The organism is Thiomonas sp. OC7 (assembly GCF_900634595.1).
Lineage (GTDB): Bacteria > Pseudomonadota > Gammaproteobacteria > Burkholderiales > Burkholderiaceae_C > Thiomonas > Thiomonas arsenitoxydans.
In genome coordinates this window covers 3363513-3379753 of sequence record NZ_LR131953.1, presented here as the reverse complement: position 1 = coordinate 3379753, position 16241 = coordinate 3363513, and the positions used below count along the sequence as shown (strand labels likewise).

Annotated in this window: 18 protein-coding genes; 4 read left to right on the top strand and 14 right to left on the bottom strand. The window is 63.9% G+C overall.

Annotated features, from left to right (window positions below; genetic code table 11):
* Positions 1–7: 7 nt before the first annotated feature.
* Entirely contained in the window at positions 8–463 is a 456-nt protein-coding gene (gene rnhA, locus BIO17B3_RS16225) for a ribonuclease HI (protein ID WP_156054807.1), read from the bottom strand.
* 5 nt (positions 464–468) lie between these two features.
* Positions 469–1359, bottom strand: coding sequence for a class I SAM-dependent methyltransferase (locus tag BIO17B3_RS16220; RefSeq protein ID WP_156055316.1), 891 nt, complete (start codon positions 1357–1359; stop codon positions 469–471).
* 24 nt (positions 1360–1383) lie between these two features.
* On the opposite strand from BIO17B3_RS16220, the gene gloB reads away from it, so the two are divergent.
* Positions 1384–2202, top strand: a complete 819-nt coding sequence (gene gloB / locus BIO17B3_RS16215) for a hydroxyacylglutathione hydrolase (RefSeq protein ID WP_156054806.1) — start codon at positions 1384–1386, stop codon at positions 2200–2202.
* A 57-nt stretch (positions 2203–2259) separates the two neighbouring features.
* Positions 2260–3882, top strand: a complete 1623-nt coding sequence (locus tag BIO17B3_RS16210) for a transglycosylase SLT domain-containing protein (protein WP_232054319.1) — start codon at positions 2260–2262, stop codon at positions 3880–3882.
* A 14-nt stretch (positions 3883–3896) separates the two neighbouring features.
* On the opposite strand, the gene BIO17B3_RS16205 is transcribed toward BIO17B3_RS16210, so the two are convergent.
* The 12 genes from BIO17B3_RS16205 to BIO17B3_RS16150 form a co-directional block, all read right to left on the bottom strand.
* Positions 3897–5156 carry a CaiB/BaiF CoA-transferase family protein gene (locus BIO17B3_RS16205; protein ID WP_156054804.1) on the bottom strand — a complete coding sequence of 420 codons (1260 nt, stop codon included), beginning with the start codon at positions 5154–5156 and terminating at the stop codon, positions 3897–3899.
* Positions 5149–5547, bottom strand: coding sequence for an MAPEG family protein (locus BIO17B3_RS16200; protein WP_156054803.1), 399 nt, complete (start codon positions 5545–5547; stop codon positions 5149–5151). The genes BIO17B3_RS16205 and BIO17B3_RS16200 overlap by 8 nt, the downstream gene beginning before the upstream one ends.
* A gap of 138 nt (positions 5548–5685) precedes the next feature.
* Complete coding sequence (mctP, locus tag BIO17B3_RS16195) at positions 5686–7224, bottom strand: monocarboxylate uptake permease MctP (protein WP_156054802.1); 1539 nt, start codon at positions 7222–7224, stop codon at positions 5686–5688.
* Between the two features lie 4 nt (positions 7225–7228).
* The gene (locus BIO17B3_RS16190) at positions 7229–7441 is read right to left on the bottom strand and encodes a DUF3311 domain-containing protein (protein WP_013106355.1); all 213 of its coding nucleotides are present in this window, start codon (positions 7439–7441) and stop codon (positions 7229–7231) included.
* Positions 7442–7638: 197 nt separating this feature from the next.
* A complete protein-coding gene (locus BIO17B3_RS16185) occupies positions 7639–8157 on the bottom strand; it encodes a DsrE family protein (protein ID WP_156054801.1) in 519 nt (172 codons plus the stop codon).
* A gap of 90 nt (positions 8158–8247) precedes the next feature.
* Entirely contained in the window at positions 8248–8739 is a 492-nt protein-coding gene (moaE, locus tag BIO17B3_RS16180) for a molybdopterin synthase catalytic subunit MoaE (RefSeq protein WP_156054800.1), read from the bottom strand.
* Between the two features lie 4 nt (positions 8740–8743).
* Positions 8744–9001 (bottom strand): molybdopterin converting factor subunit 1, encoded by a 258-nt coding sequence (moaD, locus tag BIO17B3_RS16175; protein WP_156054799.1) that lies wholly within the window; start codon positions 8999–9001, stop codon positions 8744–8746.
* Positions 9002–9004: 3 nt separating this feature from the next.
* Positions 9005–10240: a gephyrin-like molybdotransferase Glp gene (glp, locus tag BIO17B3_RS16170; RefSeq protein ID WP_156054798.1), complete on the bottom strand. Its 1236-nt coding sequence runs from the start codon at positions 10238–10240 to the stop codon at positions 9005–9007.
* Complete coding sequence (gene mobB / locus BIO17B3_RS16165; RefSeq protein ID WP_156054797.1) at positions 10237–10758, bottom strand: molybdopterin-guanine dinucleotide biosynthesis protein B; 522 nt, start codon at positions 10756–10758, stop codon at positions 10237–10239. The genes glp and mobB overlap by 4 nt, the downstream gene beginning before the upstream one ends.
* A complete protein-coding gene (gene thrC / locus BIO17B3_RS16160) occupies positions 10758–12200 on the bottom strand; it encodes a threonine synthase (RefSeq protein WP_156054796.1) in 1443 nt (480 codons plus the stop codon). The genes mobB and thrC overlap by 1 nt, the downstream gene beginning before the upstream one ends.
* Positions 12200–13510 carry a homoserine dehydrogenase gene (locus BIO17B3_RS16155; protein ID WP_156054795.1) on the bottom strand — a complete coding sequence of 437 codons (1311 nt, stop codon included), beginning with the start codon at positions 13508–13510 and terminating at the stop codon, positions 12200–12202. The genes thrC and BIO17B3_RS16155 overlap by 1 nt, the downstream gene beginning before the upstream one ends.
* Before the next feature lie 26 nt (positions 13511–13536).
* Positions 13537–14769 carry a pyridoxal phosphate-dependent aminotransferase gene (locus BIO17B3_RS16150; RefSeq protein WP_013123680.1) on the bottom strand — a complete coding sequence of 411 codons (1233 nt, stop codon included), beginning with the start codon at positions 14767–14769 and terminating at the stop codon, positions 13537–13539.
* Positions 14770–15023: 254 nt separating this feature from the next.
* Here BIO17B3_RS16150 and BIO17B3_RS16145 point away from each other — a divergent pair, with 254 nt between their 5' ends.
* The gene (locus BIO17B3_RS16145) at positions 15024–15398 is read left to right on the top strand and encodes an Mth938-like domain-containing protein (protein WP_156054794.1); all 375 of its coding nucleotides are present in this window, start codon (positions 15024–15026) and stop codon (positions 15396–15398) included.
* A 153-nt stretch (positions 15399–15551) separates the two neighbouring features.
* Positions 15552–16016 carry a peroxiredoxin gene (locus tag BIO17B3_RS16140; protein ID WP_013106365.1) on the top strand — a complete coding sequence of 155 codons (465 nt, stop codon included), beginning with the start codon at positions 15552–15554 and terminating at the stop codon, positions 16014–16016.
* The last annotated feature ends 225 nt before the right edge of the window (positions 16017–16241 follow it).

Sequence of the window (16241 nt, the reverse complement as noted above, 5' to 3'; positions counted from 1 at the left end):
CAGTGACCTACCCCCGTCCCGCCGCCTCCACGCCCTGGTTCGCCAGGGCGTCGGCCTGTTCGTTACCGGGGTCGCCGGTGTGGCCTCGCACCCACACCCAGCGCAGGGTATGGGGCGCGGCGGCTTTTTCCAGGCGTTGCCACAGATCGACGTTTTTCACCGGCTTTTTGTCGGCGGTGGTCCATCCGCGCCGCTTCCAGCCGACGATCCATTCCGTCATACCCTTGAGCACGTATTGCGAATCGGTGTGCAGCAGCACGACGCTGGGGCGCTTGAGGGCTTCGAGCGCCATGATGGCGGCCATCAGTTCCATGCGGTTGTTGGTGGTTTGCGGCTCGCCACCGTGCAGGGTTTTTTCATGGGCGCCGCTGCGCAGCACCACGCCCCAGCCGCCGGGGCCGGGGTTGCCTTTGCAGGCGCCGTCGGTGTAGATAATGATCTCGTTGTCGGATTCGCTGGTCATAGGGTTCAGATTTTTGTTTTCGCCTGGCGCTGCGCGATGGGTCGCAGCGCCACGGCGCGACGCTGGGTGCGCATTTCCACCTTGCCGACCAGACGCATGGCGGGCACGCGCTTGATCGCCGCAAGAAAATACACCGCGCCGAACACGGGCCACCAGCGGTCTCCCGCCTGGTCCATAAAGCGCCAGCGGTGCAGCCACAGCGGCGAGCACAGCGCGGGGCGGTAGCAGCCGAAGCGGCCTTGGGTGACTTCAAAGCTGAGCAGCCGCAGCCAGTCGCGCACGCGGCGGGGGGCGAGAAATTCGCCGTGCTGTGGCAGATACCAGCCGCCGCCCACGCGCCCGACCAGTTGTCGCACGCCCCACAGGCTCCAGGTGTTGAAGCCGCTGATGACGATCTGCCCGCCGGGCACCAGCACGCGGTCCACTTCGCGCAGGCAGGCGTGCGGATCGTCCACCCACTCCAGGGTGTGCGGCAGCACGACCAGATCAAGCGATTGGGCGGGAAACGGCAGCGCGGTGAAGTCGCATTGCAGATGCTCGGTATGAATGGCGTGGGCGTCGGCAGGCTGCGGCTCGGGGGGAAGCTGTGCGTTTTCCGCCGCCACGCCCACGGCGTCCACCAGGCCGGGCTCGGCATAGACCGGCTCGCCGCCGTAATGCTCGGGCAGCAGGCAGGCTGGGCGCACGCCGGGCAGATCGGGCTGGGCCGACTCGGCGCCGTCGAGCGCCAGCCAGCGATGCGGCATGCGGTTGTGCGCCAGCCCCTGCAAAGCCGGATTGCCGAGTTGCAGCGCGTGATAGCCGAAAATGTCGGTCACCACGCGGTCGATCTGGCTCTGTTCCCAAGCCAGGGCGTAGCGACCAGGAGGTGTCTGCAACCAGTGCTGCAGGCTCATCAACGGCCACAGATCGGAGTCACCATGCATACAGAAGCGCTTGCTGCCTTTCGCGATAACTACATCTGGTTGATTAGGCCCGACGCGAACGATCCGCGCACTTTGGTGGTCGACCCGGGCGACGCCGCGTCGGTGATTGGCGCCCTGGAACGGGGCGGCCTGGAACTGCGCGGCATTCTAGTCACCCACCATCACAGCGACCATGTGGGCGGCATTCGCGAGTTGCTGCAGTGGTGGCAGGCGAAGCACCCCGCCGATGAGCCGCCCGTCTGGGGGCCAGCCGCCGAGGCCATTCCCGCACGCACGCAGGCCATGCGCCAGGGCGATGAGTTCTCGCCGACGGGCTGGCCCCTGCGTTTGGAGGTGCTGGAAGTGCCGGGCCACACCCTGGGGCATATCGCCTATGTGGCCACCGCGCTGCAGGGCGAGGAGCCGCCTTCGCTGTTCTGCGGCGACACGCTGTTTTCCGCAGGCTGCGGTCGTCTGTTTGAAGGAACTCCGGCCCAGATGCACCATTCTTTAAACAAACTGTCGCAACTCCCTGAAAATACGACAGTAAATTGTGCCCACGAGTACACCCTCTCTAATCTACAATTCGCACGGGCTGCAGATCCCCTGAACGAGGCGGTGGTGGCGCACCAGAAACGGTGCCTGGCCTTGCGCGCCAAAGGGCTGCCCACCTTGCCGAGCCATATCGGCCTGGAGAAGCAGATCAACCCGTTCCTGCGCACCGACCAGCCCGGCGTGCTGCAGGCGCTGGAGCAGCACAAGGGCCAAAAGCCCGGGGACGCGGTGCAGGCGCTGGCCTGGCTGCGAGAGTGGAAAAACGATTTCAAGGGGTGAGAACCGATGCGGCAACTGAGACGACTGCGATTTTGGGCTTTGGGTGCAATGGTCGCAATGGCCGCCGGATGCGCCGCCGTCCCTCCCTCCGAAAAAACCGCCGCCTCATCTCTAACCCCACCGCCCAGCAGTTCTACCGCCGCCGCTTCCGCAGCCGCTGAACCCGGCACACCGCTCAAGGCCGAGGTGGTCGGCAACAGCGCCATCACTCCCGCGGAGCAAACGGCGCTGCAAGACGACACCAAGGACATCACCCCTCAGTACAACGACATCTGGCAACGCATCCGCGCCGGTTTCGCCATTCCCAATATGGACAGCCCGCTGGTGGCGCAGGCCGCGCAGTGGTACACCACCCGGCCCGACTATGTCGCCCGCATGACCGAGCGCGCGCGCAAATACCTCTACTACACCGTGCAGGAAGTGCAAAAGCGCGGCATGCCCACCGAGCTGGCGCTACTGCCTTTTATCGAGAGCGCCTACAACCCCGACGCGCGCTCGGTGGCCCACGCTGTGGGCATGTGGCAGTTCATTCCGTCCACCGGCAAGCACTACAACCTCAAGCAGAACATGTTCCAGGATGATCGCCGCAGCGTGCTGGCCTCGACCAACGCCGCGCTCGACTATCTGCAGAACCTCTACAACATGTTCGGCAACTGGCAGCTCGCCCTGGCGGCCTACAACTGGGGCGAAGGCAGTGTGCAACGCGCCATTGCCTACAACAAGGCGCACAACCTGCCGGTCGATTACCAAGACCTGCGCATGCCCAACGAAACCCGCAACTACTACCCCAAGCTGCAGGCGGTGAAAGACATCATTTCCGATCCGAGCAAGTACGGCATCACCCTGCCCGACATTCCCGATCATCCCTACTTCAAGGCGGTCACCATCACGCGCGATATCGACGTGTCGCTGGCTGCCAAACTGGCCGGCCTGACGCCCGACGAGTTCCGCTCGCTCAACCCCTCCTACACCAAGCCGGTGATCCTGGGGGCGACGAACCCGCGCATTCTCTTGCCCTACGACAACGCCACGCACTTTGCGCAAGCGCTGCAGGCTTACAACGGCCCGCTGTCCACCTGGACGGCCTACACCGTCAAAGCTACTCAGTCGCCGATGCAACTGGCGAGCGACCTCAAGGTCAGCGAAGCCGTGCTGCGCGAGACCAATGACATTCCGGCGCGGCAGCTCATCCGGGCCGGTTCGACCGTGCTGATTCCCAAGGCGGATGACGGCAGCAATAAAAACGTCAGCGCAGCCGTCGCCGAAAACGCGGTGCTGGCCTTTGCGCCCGAAGCCCCGCCGGGGCGTCGCATGGTGCTGCGCGTCGGCCGATATGGCGACTCGGTGCAGGGCGTAGCGCACCGCTATCACCTCAGCCCGTTGCAAGTGGCGCAGTGGAACCGCACGACCGAGCGCGGCATTTTCCGTAAGGGTCAGTTCGTGACCATTTACGTCACGCACACCCCGCGCATTTTCGTGGCTGAGCGCCAGGCGGACGAGCGGCGCATCGTGGCCGAGCGTAAGGTGGTCAAACGGCGCGTAGTGGCCGAACGCAAACCGCAGGTCAAGCGCCGCAACATCGTGCGCCAGCCTGTCAAGGTTGCCGAGCGTCAGCGCAAAGAACTGCACTACAGCGTGCAGACGCGGGACAAAAAACTGATCGACGTCGCGCAGCAGTAAGCGCGATCACGCGTTCAGACCGCGCCGTCTTGCTGCAACGCGGCGATCTGCCCGGCGTCCAGACCCAGTTCGGCCAACACCTCATCGGTGTGCGCCCCCAGCGCCGGGCCGAGCCAGCGCGTGGCTCCTGGCGTGGCTGACAAGCGGGGCGCGGGCGCGGGCAAATCGACCGGCGTGCCGTCGGCCAGAGCGTGCGGCTCGATCATGCCGCGCGAGCGAAACTGGGCATCGGCCGCCACATCGGCAATGCTGTAGATGCGGGTGGCGGGCACCTCGGCCGCACGCATGGCCTGCACGATGGCTTCGGGCTCTTGTCCCGCAGCCCATTGCTGTATGGCCGCGTCGATCTCGTCGGCGCGCGCCATGCGGCCTGGATTGCGCGCCAGCCCGGCATCCTCGGCCATATCGGCGCGGCCGATGGCCAGCATCAGCCGCTTGAAAATCGCATCGCCATTGCCCGAAATCTGCACCCACTCGCCGCCCTTGCTGCGATAGACGTTGGACGGCGTGATGCCCGGAATGCTCGTTCCCGTGCGCTGCCGCACCGTGCCGTCGTAGCTGTATTCCATCAGCGTGCTTTCCAGCAGATTGAACACGCTCTCGGTCAGCGCCACATCGACCAACTGCCCTTCGCCGCCCTGCTCCCCGTTCCACCGCCCGCCGGTGGCGTCGCGGTGGCGCAGCGCCATGAGCGCGCCCATGGTGGCGTGCAACGCCGCGATGGAGTCGCCCAGCGACAGATTGGCGCGCATGGGCGGGCGATCCGGGTCGCCGGTGACATAGCGCATGCCGCCCATGGCCTCGGCAATGGCGCCAAAACCCGGCTGCAGGCGCATCGGCCCGGTCTGGCCGAAGCCGGAAATGCGCACCATCACCAGACTGGGGTTGACGGCACGCAGGTCGTCCCAACCCAGGCCGAGCTTTTCGAGTGCGCCGGGACGCATGTTCTCCACCACCACATCGGCCCGCGCCGCGAGCCGCAGCACGATGTCGCGACCCTGCGGGTGTTTGAGATTGACTGTGATGCAGCGTTTGTTGCGCGCCTGCGCGGTCCACCACAGCGACTCGCCTTTGTGCAGCTTGCGCCAACTGCGCAGCGGATCGCCGCCCGGATCATCGCCGCGTGCGGGCGACTCGATCTTGATCACGTCCGCGCCGAACTCGGCCATCAGCCGGGTGGCAAACGGCCCGGCAATCAGGCTGCCGAGTTCGAGCACGCGCAGGCCGTCGAGCGCACTGCGCGCAGGCTGTGTTGAAGCGACCTGCTTATCCATAGAACGGGGCAAACAACAGGGCGATGTTGACCAGCAGCGCAAGCCCCCACACCGCCGAGCGCAACGAGGCGCGGTCGTTGAGGTAGCACCAGAGATAAACCGCACGCAACACCAGCCAAGCGACCAGCAGGCCGTTGATCAGTTCCAGCGGCGCTTTCAGATACAGGGCAAACAAGGCCGCCGCAAACAGAAACGGCAAGGCCTCGAAGCTGTTGGCCTGCGCCGCGTTGGCACGGCGTCTGCGTGGGTCGGTCTGCCGCTCCATCCAGAGCCGGGGCTCGTTGTTGTCGTAGCGGTTTTCCTTGGAGCGAAACGTGCCCGACTTGGCCTTGCCCGCCGCGACGATGGGCAGTTGCGAGGCAATGAGCAGCAGGATGGCGGTGAGCAGCATGGGGGATCTCCGGGGTGAGTGCGCAGCATACAAAAACCAAGGGCCGACTGCTGTCGGCCCTTGGCACTACCGTCGCGTTCGGCCGGAGTCAAACCTCCGGCGCGCGATCTTCAGGGAGCAGAAACTTGTCTTATGTCGTTAGCCCGCGTAGTCTGCGGCCACGGTTGCATCCTGCTTGTTGGCCATGCCCAAGGCACCGATGACCAGGGTGGCGACGATGGCGACCACGAAGTTGATCACCAGCGCGTACAAGCCGATGTAAGCCGGAATCACCATGCCCGCAATGTGCAGCCCATAGCCCGAGGCCTTGAAGCCGCTGAGCGACGCCGCCCAGACGCCCCAGACCAGACCCGCCGCCCAACCCAGCAGCAGCGCCTTGGCGTCGAACCAGCGGGTGTAGATGCCTGAGACGATGGCCGGCAGGGTCTGCAAAATCAGAATACCGCCCAGCAGTTGGAGCTGAATGGCGTAGGTCAGCGGCAGGAACACGATAAACAGCAGCGCACCGAACTTGACCAGCAACGATACCAGCTTGGCCATCTCGGTTTCCTTGCGCGTGCTGCAGTTCGGATTGATATAGGGCTTGTAGATATTGCGGGTGAACAGGTTGGCCGCTGCGATCGACATGATGGCCGCGGGCACCAGCGCACCAATCGCCACCGCCGCAAAACCCACCCCGACAAACCAGCTCGGGAAGTAGTGCAGCAGCAGACCCGGCATGGCGAACTGCGGGCCGTACTGCTTGAAGTAAGGCGCCAGATCAGGCAGCTTGGCAATGCCCGAGGCATAGGCCATATAACCGAGCAGCGCGATGAGGCCGAGCATGAAGGAGTATGCGGGCAGGAACACCCAGTTGCGGCGCAGGGTGTTGGGCCCCTTGGCCGAGAGCACGGCCGTGGTGGCGTGCGGATACAGCATCAGCGCCAGCGCCGAACCAAAAGCCAAAGTCGGATAGAACGTCTGCAGGCCCAGGTTGCCGTCTTTCACCGGCGGCAGCAGCAGATGCCCCTTCGGAATGGCGGCGAAAATGTTGCCGAAGCCGCCGAGCTTGTACGGCACCACGATGATGAGCGCGATCACCGTGATGTAGACCAGCAGATCCTTGACCACCGCAATGGACGCTGGGGCGCGCAGCCCGCTGGTATAGGTGAACGCAGCCAGAATGACAAAGGCGATGACCAGAGGCACATCCCCCATCAGCCCCTGTGTGGAAAAACCCAGCCCGCCGATCACCACCTGAATGCCCACGAGCTGCAGCGCGATATAGGGCATGGTGGCGACGATGCCGGTCACCGCGATCGCCAGCGCCAGCGCCGGGCTGCCGTAGCGTCCGGCGACGAAATCGGACGCGGTGATGTAGTTGTGCTTTTTCGCGACGATCCACAGACGCGGCAAGATGGCGAACACCATGGGATACACCAGCACGGTGTAAGGCAGCGCAAAGAAACCCAGCGCCCCGGCACCGAACACCAGCGCGGGCACGGCCACGAAGGTGTAAGCGGTGTAAAGGTCACCCCCGATGAGGAACCAGGTGATCCAAGTGCCGAAGCGTCGCCCGCCCAGACCCCACTCATGCAGATGATTCATATCCCCCTTGCGCCAATGCGCCGAGGCGAATCCCAGAACCGCGATACCGACAAACAACGCGACAAAAACAACGGTGGCAACGACATTCATGGCGTCAGTCTCCGCTTCCAGACGGCACGACCATCTTGTAGACGATGGCGATGAACACCCCGGACAGCGGCACCCAGACGAGTTGCCACCAGTAGAAGAAGGGAATGCCGAACACGCTGGGTTCCAGCTTGTTGAAGTAGGGAATGGCGAGCACGGCAACGCAGGGAATCGCCAGCAGAATGAACTGCAGCGGCCCCAGTTTTTTGGGTGTGGACATGGAACGGGTCTCCAGGCTCGGCTGACGCGCCAGGGGCGGCCAACCTTCGGTTTTTTCACCGGCATCCATCGCCGGTGCGCTGACGTGTCGGAGATTAGCCCAGCCGTTTACAAATTCGGGTATCCGAATGTGTCATTCGCAAGCAGGAGAAAACGAACGAGCGTTCGTAGGGGTTTTTACTGAGAGAGCGCAAAAAATCAGCGGATGTGATCGGTCGATTCCCGCTTGATCAGGATGCGCGGAATGATCAGGGCATAACCCTGCTGCTGCCAATAGATCAACTCGGTCATGGCGTTGGGCACTATTTCGATGAAGTCCAGAAAATCCGCCGGGGTGTAGCCGAAATCGTGCGCCGCCTGTCCGCACACCTTGAACTTCACGCCCATCTGCGCGTAATAGCGCATGCGCTCGACGGCTTCACGATAACGGTCCTGATTGCGGATAACGGTGGCGGCAATCTCGGTGCCGTGCAACACCACGACGGCCTGCACATCTTCGGGCGAGAAGTCATAGGGCGAGGCCTGCACCGTGTTGAACACCGAGCGCACCCAGAACAGCGCATTGGAAAGGGTTGCGGGGTCGTCGAGGTAAAACTCGAACACCACTTTCATCGGCGCCTTGTAGGGCGTTTGCACCAGCTGTGCAGCGGCGTTTGCTGCGCTGCTGGACACCGCGCAGAGCGCTGCGATCAATACCTGTCGTCTTGTGGCTTGCATGACATCCCCTCGCGAACCCAGATGTATCCGGGTGTAATCGATGGGACATCGAGCGCCTAGCGGGTCAACCCGAGGGCAACCCAGGGATGCTTAGCCGGCGTTGCCGGACTCGACGCCCCAACGGCGCAGAGCGGCGTCGTCGGATTCGCGGGCATCGACCCACTGACCGCCCTCGGGCGTGGTTTCCTTCTTCCAGAACGGCGCCTGGGTTTTGAGGTAATCCATCAAAAATTCGCAGGCGGCAAAGGCCGCGGCGCGGTGGGCGCTGGCCACCAGCACCAGCACGATGTCGTCGCCCGGCAGCAGGCGGCCCACGCGGTGAATCACCGTGACACCCAGCAAGGGCCAGCGCGCCTGTGCCTCGTGCACCATGTCGGCAATGGCGCGCTCGGTCATGCCAGGGTAATGCTCCAGTTCCATCGCCTGCACATGGCCGGGGTCGCAAACGCCCGGATGATGATCGCGGCAAAGCCCGACAAAACTGGCGATCGCGCCCACATCCAGCCGCCCAGCCCGCAGCGCCTGCATTTCTGCACCCAGGTCGAACGGCTCGGTCTGGATGCGAATGGTGATCGGCTCCATGCGTTCAGCCCCCGGTGACGGGCGGAAAAAACGCGACTTCGCAGCCGGGCTGCAGCGCTGTGTCGCCGTCGCACATGAGCTGATTGCACGCCATGCGCAGCGGTTTTTCAGCCGCCAGCGCCAGGGCGTAGCGCCCGCCCTGCGCCCGCAGCCAGTCGCGCGCCTGCCCCACGGTGAGCACCGCTTCGGGCAGGTCGTGCGTTTCTTGAGGCACACCGACGATTTCGCGCACGCTGGCGAAATACCGAATCTGAACGAGCATGGGTCAGCCCTGCAGCAAGGATGAAAACGGAAGGTAGCGCAGCACATCGCCACGGGCGATGGGCTGCTGCGGCGGGTTGTCCACCAGGCCGTCGGCCCAGACGGTCGAGGTGAGCACCGCGGAATTCTGCGAGGCAAACAGCTCGGCCTCGCCTTGCGCGTTGAGCCGAACGCGCAGATATTCGCGGCGCCTGTCCGGCTTGGGCCAATCGAACGCGGCGCGCACCGGCAGCGTCTGCACGGCGGTTTGCCCTGCGCCCTGCAAGGCGAGCAAAAAGGGCCGCACAAAAAGGAGAAAGGTCACGAAGCTCGACACCGGATTGCCGGGCAGACCGATGAAGGCGGCTTCGCCCTGTTCTTCGCTGCGGCGCAGATGGCCGAAGGCCAGCGGCTTGCCAGGCTTCATGGCGATCTGCCACAGATCGAGCGCGCCTTCGGCCTGCACCGCGGGTTTGACGTGGTCTTCCTCGCCCACCGACATGCCCCCGGTGGACACCACGAGGTCGTGGCCCAGCGCGGCTTGGCGCAGCACGGCGCGGGTAGCCTCGAGCTGATCGGGCACGATGCCGAAATCGGTCACCTCGCATCCCGCGGTTTCCAGCAGGGCGCGGATGACAAAGCGGTTGGAGTTGTAAATGGCGCCGGGGCGTAGCGGCTCGCCGGGCATGGCAAGTTCGTCGCCGGTGAACAAAATCGCCACACGCGGCTTGCGACGCACTCGTAGCGAGGCCACTCCCACGGAAGCGGCCAGCCCGAGACCCTGCGGTCGCAGGCGTTGACCGGCTGCGAGCACCACGCTGCCAGCCGCCACATCCAGGCCGCGCCGCCTTACCCAATCGCCGACCTTGGGCTGCGCGTTGATGCGCACCGCATCACCCTCGGCGGCGCATTGTTCCTGCATCACCACGGCGTCCGCGCCCGGTGGAATGAGCCCGCCAGTAAAAATGCGCGCCGCCGTTCCCGGCTGCAGGGGCTGCGGCACGGCGCCGGCCGGAATGCGCTGGCTCACCGGCAGGCAGGTGCCCGCGGCAGACACATCGGCGCTGCGCAAGGCGTAGCCGTCCATCGCGGTGTTGTCAGCGGGGGGCACGTCGATGGTGGAACGCACCTCTTGCGCCAACACCCGACCAAGAGCGGATGAGAGCGGCAGCGTCTCGGTCTCGCTAATCGGGCTCGCAGCGGCCAGCAGACGCTGCAAAGCGACATCGGGATCGATCAGAGGTGAAGCTGGCGAAGTCATGGCAGGTACTCGAATTTGGGGGCATTGTCCGTCAACCAGTCGGCCACGGCAGCCGGGGCGTTGATGTCGAGGACGGCGGCAGGGGCGGGCTGCGGGAGTTGCTGCGACGAGTCGGTGGCGATAGCGAGAACCTGCGCATCCTCGGGGTAGCACAGAGGGCGCCCGGTGCTGGCGCGCCACACTTCAACCTTGGGAAGCCGGGCCTGCTTGAAGCCTTCGACAAACACCCAGTCAGCGGCTGGATCGAGCATGGGCAAAAGCTCGGGCGCCCCAAGCTCTCGCGGCTCTGGCAGACGGCGCTGCAGCGTGATCAGGCGGTCGGACGCGGCCAGCACCTCAAACGCGCCGGCCTCGCGGTGCCGCCAGGTGTCTTTACCCGGATGATCGAACTCGAAGCGGTGATGCGCGTGTTTGAGCACCGACACCCGCAACCCCTGTTGCACGAACCGCTTGACCAGCGCCTCGACCAAAGTGGTCTTGCCGCTGCCGGAAAACCCGGCAAATCCGACGACCTTCATCAGGAGCCCGCCAGCCCCGCGCCGCAGTGCATCGCAATATAGGACTTCACCGCCTCCACCTCGACCGGCATGACGGCAAAACGCTGCGGGCGGCGTTCGAGGTCTTCGAGTCCGGCCGGGCGCTGCGGGCAGGTACCCACGGCTTCCTGAATCGTTTCGGGGAACTTGGCGGCCAGCGCCGTTTCGAGCACCAGCATGGGCACGCCCGGCTCCAGGTGCTCGCGCGCCACCTTCACGCCGTCGGCGGTATGGGTGTCGATCAGCCGTTCGCTGCCCTGCCACACGCTGCGGATGGTGGCGAGCCGGTCGGCATGGGTGCTGCCGCCCGAGGCGAAACCGTAGTCGGCCGCAATCCTGGCAAACGCCGGATCGGCCGAGAGGTCGAAAAAGCCCTTGCTCGGCAGTTCGCCTGCGAACAGCGAATGGACGCGCGAGGCGTCGCGCCCGAGCAGATCGAAGATGAAGCGCTCGAAGTTCGAGGCCTTGGAGATGTCCATCGACGGGCTGGAGGTGTGGTGTGTTTCCGCCGATTTGCGCGGACGATAGACGCCGGTGCGGAAGAACTCGTCGAGCACGTTGTTTTCGTTCGTGGCCAGCACCAGCTTGCGGATCGGCAGACCCATCATGCGCGCCACATGCCCGGCGCAGATGTTGCCGAAGTTGCCCGACGGGACGGTGAAGCTCACCTGCTCGTCGTTGCTGCGCGTGGCCTGGAAGTAACCGGCAAAGTAATAGACGACCTGCGCCGCAAGCCGCGCCCAGTTGATGGAGTTGACCGTGCCGATGCGCCAGCGGCGCTTGAAGTCGAGGTCGTTGGACACGGCCTTGACCATGTCCTGCGCATCGTCGAACACGCCCTGCACCGCAATGTTGTGGATGTTGGCGTCGGCCAGCGAATACATCTGCGCGGTCTGGAACGCGCTCATCTTGCCGAAGGGCGAAAGCATGAACACGCGAATACCGCGCTTGCCGCGCATGGCATATTCGGCCGCGCTGCCGGTATCGCCCGAGGTCGCGCCGAAAATATTGAGTTCGCTGTGCTGGCGGGCCAGCGCGTACTCGAACAGATTACCGAGCAACTGCATGGCCATGTCCTTGAACGCCAGCGTGGGCCCTTCGGACAAGCCCAGCAGCGCCATACCCGGATCGCCTTTCAGCGGTTTGAGCGGCACGATCTCGGCATGGCCGCCGAACACCTCGGGCGTGTAGGTCTTGGCGATCAGCGCGCGCAGATCGTCCGCCGGCATGTCGGTGATAAAACGCGACAGAATCTCAAAAGCCAGATCGGCGTAAGACAGCCCGCGCCATTGCGCCAGCGTGGCGCGATCGATCTGCGGGTAGTGTTCGGGCAGATAGAGCCCGCCATCGGGCGCCAGCCCTTCGAGCAGGATGTCGGAAAAACCTCGGGTCGCGGACTCGCCGCGGGTGCTCAGATAACGCATCAGCGCAACTCCTCTTTACGAATGCGCACGATGGGCGCGTGCACGCTGGGCAGGGTCTGCATGCGGCCGATGGCCGCATTCATGCGCGCCTCGACGGTGTCATGCGTGAGAATGATGAGATCGGTCTGATGCTCGCCCTCCCCGGCCTCGCGCTGAATGAGACCGTCGATGGAAATACCCTCATCGGCCAGGATGCGCGTGAGATCGGCCAGCACCCCGGTCTGATCGGCCACGCGCAGGCGCAGGTAGTAGGCGGTGACCACCCGATCCATCGGCAGGATGGGCAAGTCGCTCATCGCATCGGGCTGGAAGGCCAGATGCGGTACGCGGTGCTCGGGATCGGCGGTGTGCAGCCGGGTCACGTCCACCAGGTCGGCGATGACGGCGGAGGCCGTGGGCTCGGAGCCCGCGCCCTTGCCGTAATACAGCGTCGGGCCGACCGCGTCGCCCTGCACCACCACCGCATTCATCGCGCCTTCGACATTGGCGATCAGACGTGTGGCCGGTATCAGAGTGGGATGCACGCGCAACTCGATGCCCTCACCGGTGTTTTTGGTGATGCCCAGCAGCTTGATGCGGTAGCCGAGTTGCTCGGCGTAACGAATGTCGGCGGCCTGCAGCGCGGTAATGCCTTCGACATAGGCTTTGTCGAATTGCACCGGCACGCCGAACGCGATGGCGCAGAGAATGGTCGCTTTATGCGCCGCGTCCACGCCCTCGATGTCGAAGGTCGGATCGGCCTCGGCATAGCCCAGCGCCTGCGCCTGCTTGAGCACGGTGGCGAAATCCAGCCCCTTGTCGCGCATCTCGGACAGGATGAAATTGGTGGTGCCGTTAATGATGCCCGCGATCCATTCGATGCGGTTGCCCGCCAGCCCTTCGCGCACCGCCTTGATGATGGGAATTCCGCCGGCCACAGCCGCCTCGAAGGCCACGATCACGCCCTTGGCCTGTGCCGCGGCGAAGATTTCGTTGCCGTGCATGGCCAGCAAGGCCTTGTTCGCGGTGACCACATGCTTGCCCGCAGCGATGGCCGCCAGCACCAACTCGCGCGCCGGGCTGATGCCCCCCATGAGTTCGACCACGATGTCGATGTCGGGCCGGGTCGCCAACGCCATGAAATCCGTGGTGATGGGCAGAGCGTCCCCTAAAGCGGCGCGCGCCTTGTCGGGGTTGCGCGCGGCAATCGCCGCGAGGGCAATGCCACGCCCGGCGCGGCGCTGCAGCTCTTCCTGGTTGCGCGCCAGCACCTTGACCACGCCGCTGGCAACGGTGCCCGCGCCGAGAAGGGCAATCTGTAAAGGTTTCATAGAGGACGGGAGTGGAAGTCAGGCAGTCAGGCCGCCGCGCGGCTGCGCTTGCGGAGGGTTTCAAGAAAGCGCGCGATGCGGCCGATGGCTTCCGTCAGATCGTCGGCATTGGGCAGAAAAACGAGCCGGAAATGGTCGGGCTGCGGCCAGTTGAAGCCGGTACCCTGCACGATCAGCACTTTTTCCTGCGCCAGCAGGTCGTAGGCGAACTGTTGATCGTCGGCGATGGGGTAAATCTCGGGATCGAGCCGCGGGAACATATACAGCGCCGCCTTCGGTTTCACCACGCTGACGCCCGGAATCTGCGTGAGCAGGTCGTAAGCCAGATCGCGCTGCTTGGTCAGGCGCCCCTGCGGCGCGACCAGATCCTTGATGCTCTGATAACCGCCCAGCGCGGTCTGAATCGCCAACTGCCCCGGCGTATTGGCGCACAGGCGCATCGAGGCCAGCATGGTCAGCCCCTCGATGTAGTCGCGCGCACACCGTTTGTTGCCCGACACCACCATCCAGCCCGAGCGGTAGCCGCAGGAGCGGTAGTTTTTCGACAGGCCGTTGAAGGTGATGAACAGCACATCGTCGGCCAGCGAGGCGATGCTGGTGTGGGTGTTGCCGTCGTACAGCGTCTTGTCGTAAATCTCGTCGGCGAACACGATGAGTTCGTGCTCACGCGCCACTTGCACGATCTCTTCGAGCAACTCGCGCGGGTACAGCGCCCCGGTCGGGTTGTTGGGGTTGATCACCACGATGGCCCGGGTGTTGGGCGTGATCTTGCTACGGATGTCGGCAATGTCCGGATACCAGTCCGACTGTTCGTCGCAGATGTAGTGCACCGGCTTGCCGCCCGAAAGTGCCACCGACGCGGTGTAGAGCGGGTAATCCGGCGCGGGAATCAGCACCTCGTCGCCATTGTTGAGCAGCGCGTTCATGCTCATATTGATGAGCTCGGAGGCGCCGTTGCCGATGAACACATCGTCGATGCTCACCCCCGCAATGCCCTTTTCCTGCGTGTAATGCACGATGGACTTGCGCGGCGCGAACAGGCCCTTGGAATCGGTGTAACCCGCCGCACTGGGCAGGTTGTGGATCATGTCCTGCACGATCTCATCGGGCGGCTCGAAGCCGAACACAGCCAGATTGCCGATGTTGAGCTTGATGATCCGCTGCCCCTCCTCTTCCATCTGCCGCGCCTTGTCGAGCACGGGACCTCGGATGTCATAGCAGACATCGGCCAATTTGTCGGACTTCCGGAATTCGCGCACAACCACCTCACTCTCTGCCTACAAAAAACGTCCGCACAAACACCGTGCGTGCTGCCACCCTGGCCACTCATCCCCATCCTGAGCGCATCTCTTCAGGGTAGGGGATTCAGATCCGCGCCCGCCATACGGAAGGCGAACCCTATAATTTACCTTGATCTGCACCTTCAACCCCTGCATTTCCCTCGGTTTGCGCCGTCTTTCCCCCACGCCCGCCCCTGCGCGAGCCAGATGTAGCGGCCAGCACCCGTCCAGTCATGAAACTCCAGCCCGACTTCTCCCCCGATACGCAGATGGTCTCCGCCTACGGGCCGGGTTATGTCGAAGTCAATGGCGTGCGCCACACCAGCGCCTGCGTGTTCGCCCCGCAGCAGTCGCCTAAGCCCTGGGGTGCCGAGCACGTCGGCGCGCTGTTGCCCGCGCACATCGACGCCCTGCTGCTCGATCCGCTGCCCGAGGTGGTGCTGATTGGCACGGGCCGCGAGCAGCATCTGCTGCCCGCCGCCTTGATGCGCCAGCTCATCTCGCGCCGCATCGGCTGGGAAGTCATGGACACCGCCGCCGCCTGTCGCACCTACAACATTCTGGCGGGCGAAGGCCGTCATGTGCTGGCCGCGCTGATGATCGAATGATCGGACCGGCGCGAACCGAGGCAAAACAGCGTGAACCGGCTCTGGTTCGCGCGGCAAGATAAAATAAGGTTTTACGTCCTTCCGTTTCCCTCAGCAGTATTCATAACTGATCAGAACGAGGAGAAACGATGCAGCAGCCCAGCAGGAGACTTCATGGCTTTGGTCTTGAATAAAGTGGTTCCCGATTTCGAAGCCGCCGCCACCAGTGGCGTGCAGTTCAGCCCGAAAAACTATCTGGGCAAAAAAATTGTTCTCTACTTCTACCCCAAGGACATGACGCCCGGTTGCACCACCGAGTCCATGCACTTTCGCGACAACTTCGAAGCATTTGAGCAGGCCAATGCCGTGATTTTCGGCATCTCGCGCGACAACCTGCTGTCGCACGAAAAGTTCAAGGAGCACCTCGAACTGCCGTTCGACCTGATCGCTGATACGGAAGAAAAGCTCTGCCACATGTTCGGCGTGGTGAAGAACAAGATCATGTACGGCAAGAAGGTCAAGGGCATCGAGCGCAGCACCTTCGTCATCGATGCTGATGGCGTCCTGCGGCAGGAATGGCGCGGGATCAAAGTCGCTGGACACGTTGACGAAGTACTCGACGTCATCCAGAAACTCTGAGCCCCAATCACCCCGACGCGGCGCTTTGTTTTGAACCTCAGACTCCGCAGCACCCTGGGCACTCATCGCGGGTTGCGCATGCTCTGCATCGACAGCAGGCGCCCATCTCATCCTGAGGTGGCCAACTATGTGAAAGCCGCTGTACCGTCTTGCGATGGTCAGCGGTTTTTTGTTGCGGTTTGCTGGTCTAGCCGCCCCTGAATCAGCATCTCCTACTCCATCCCC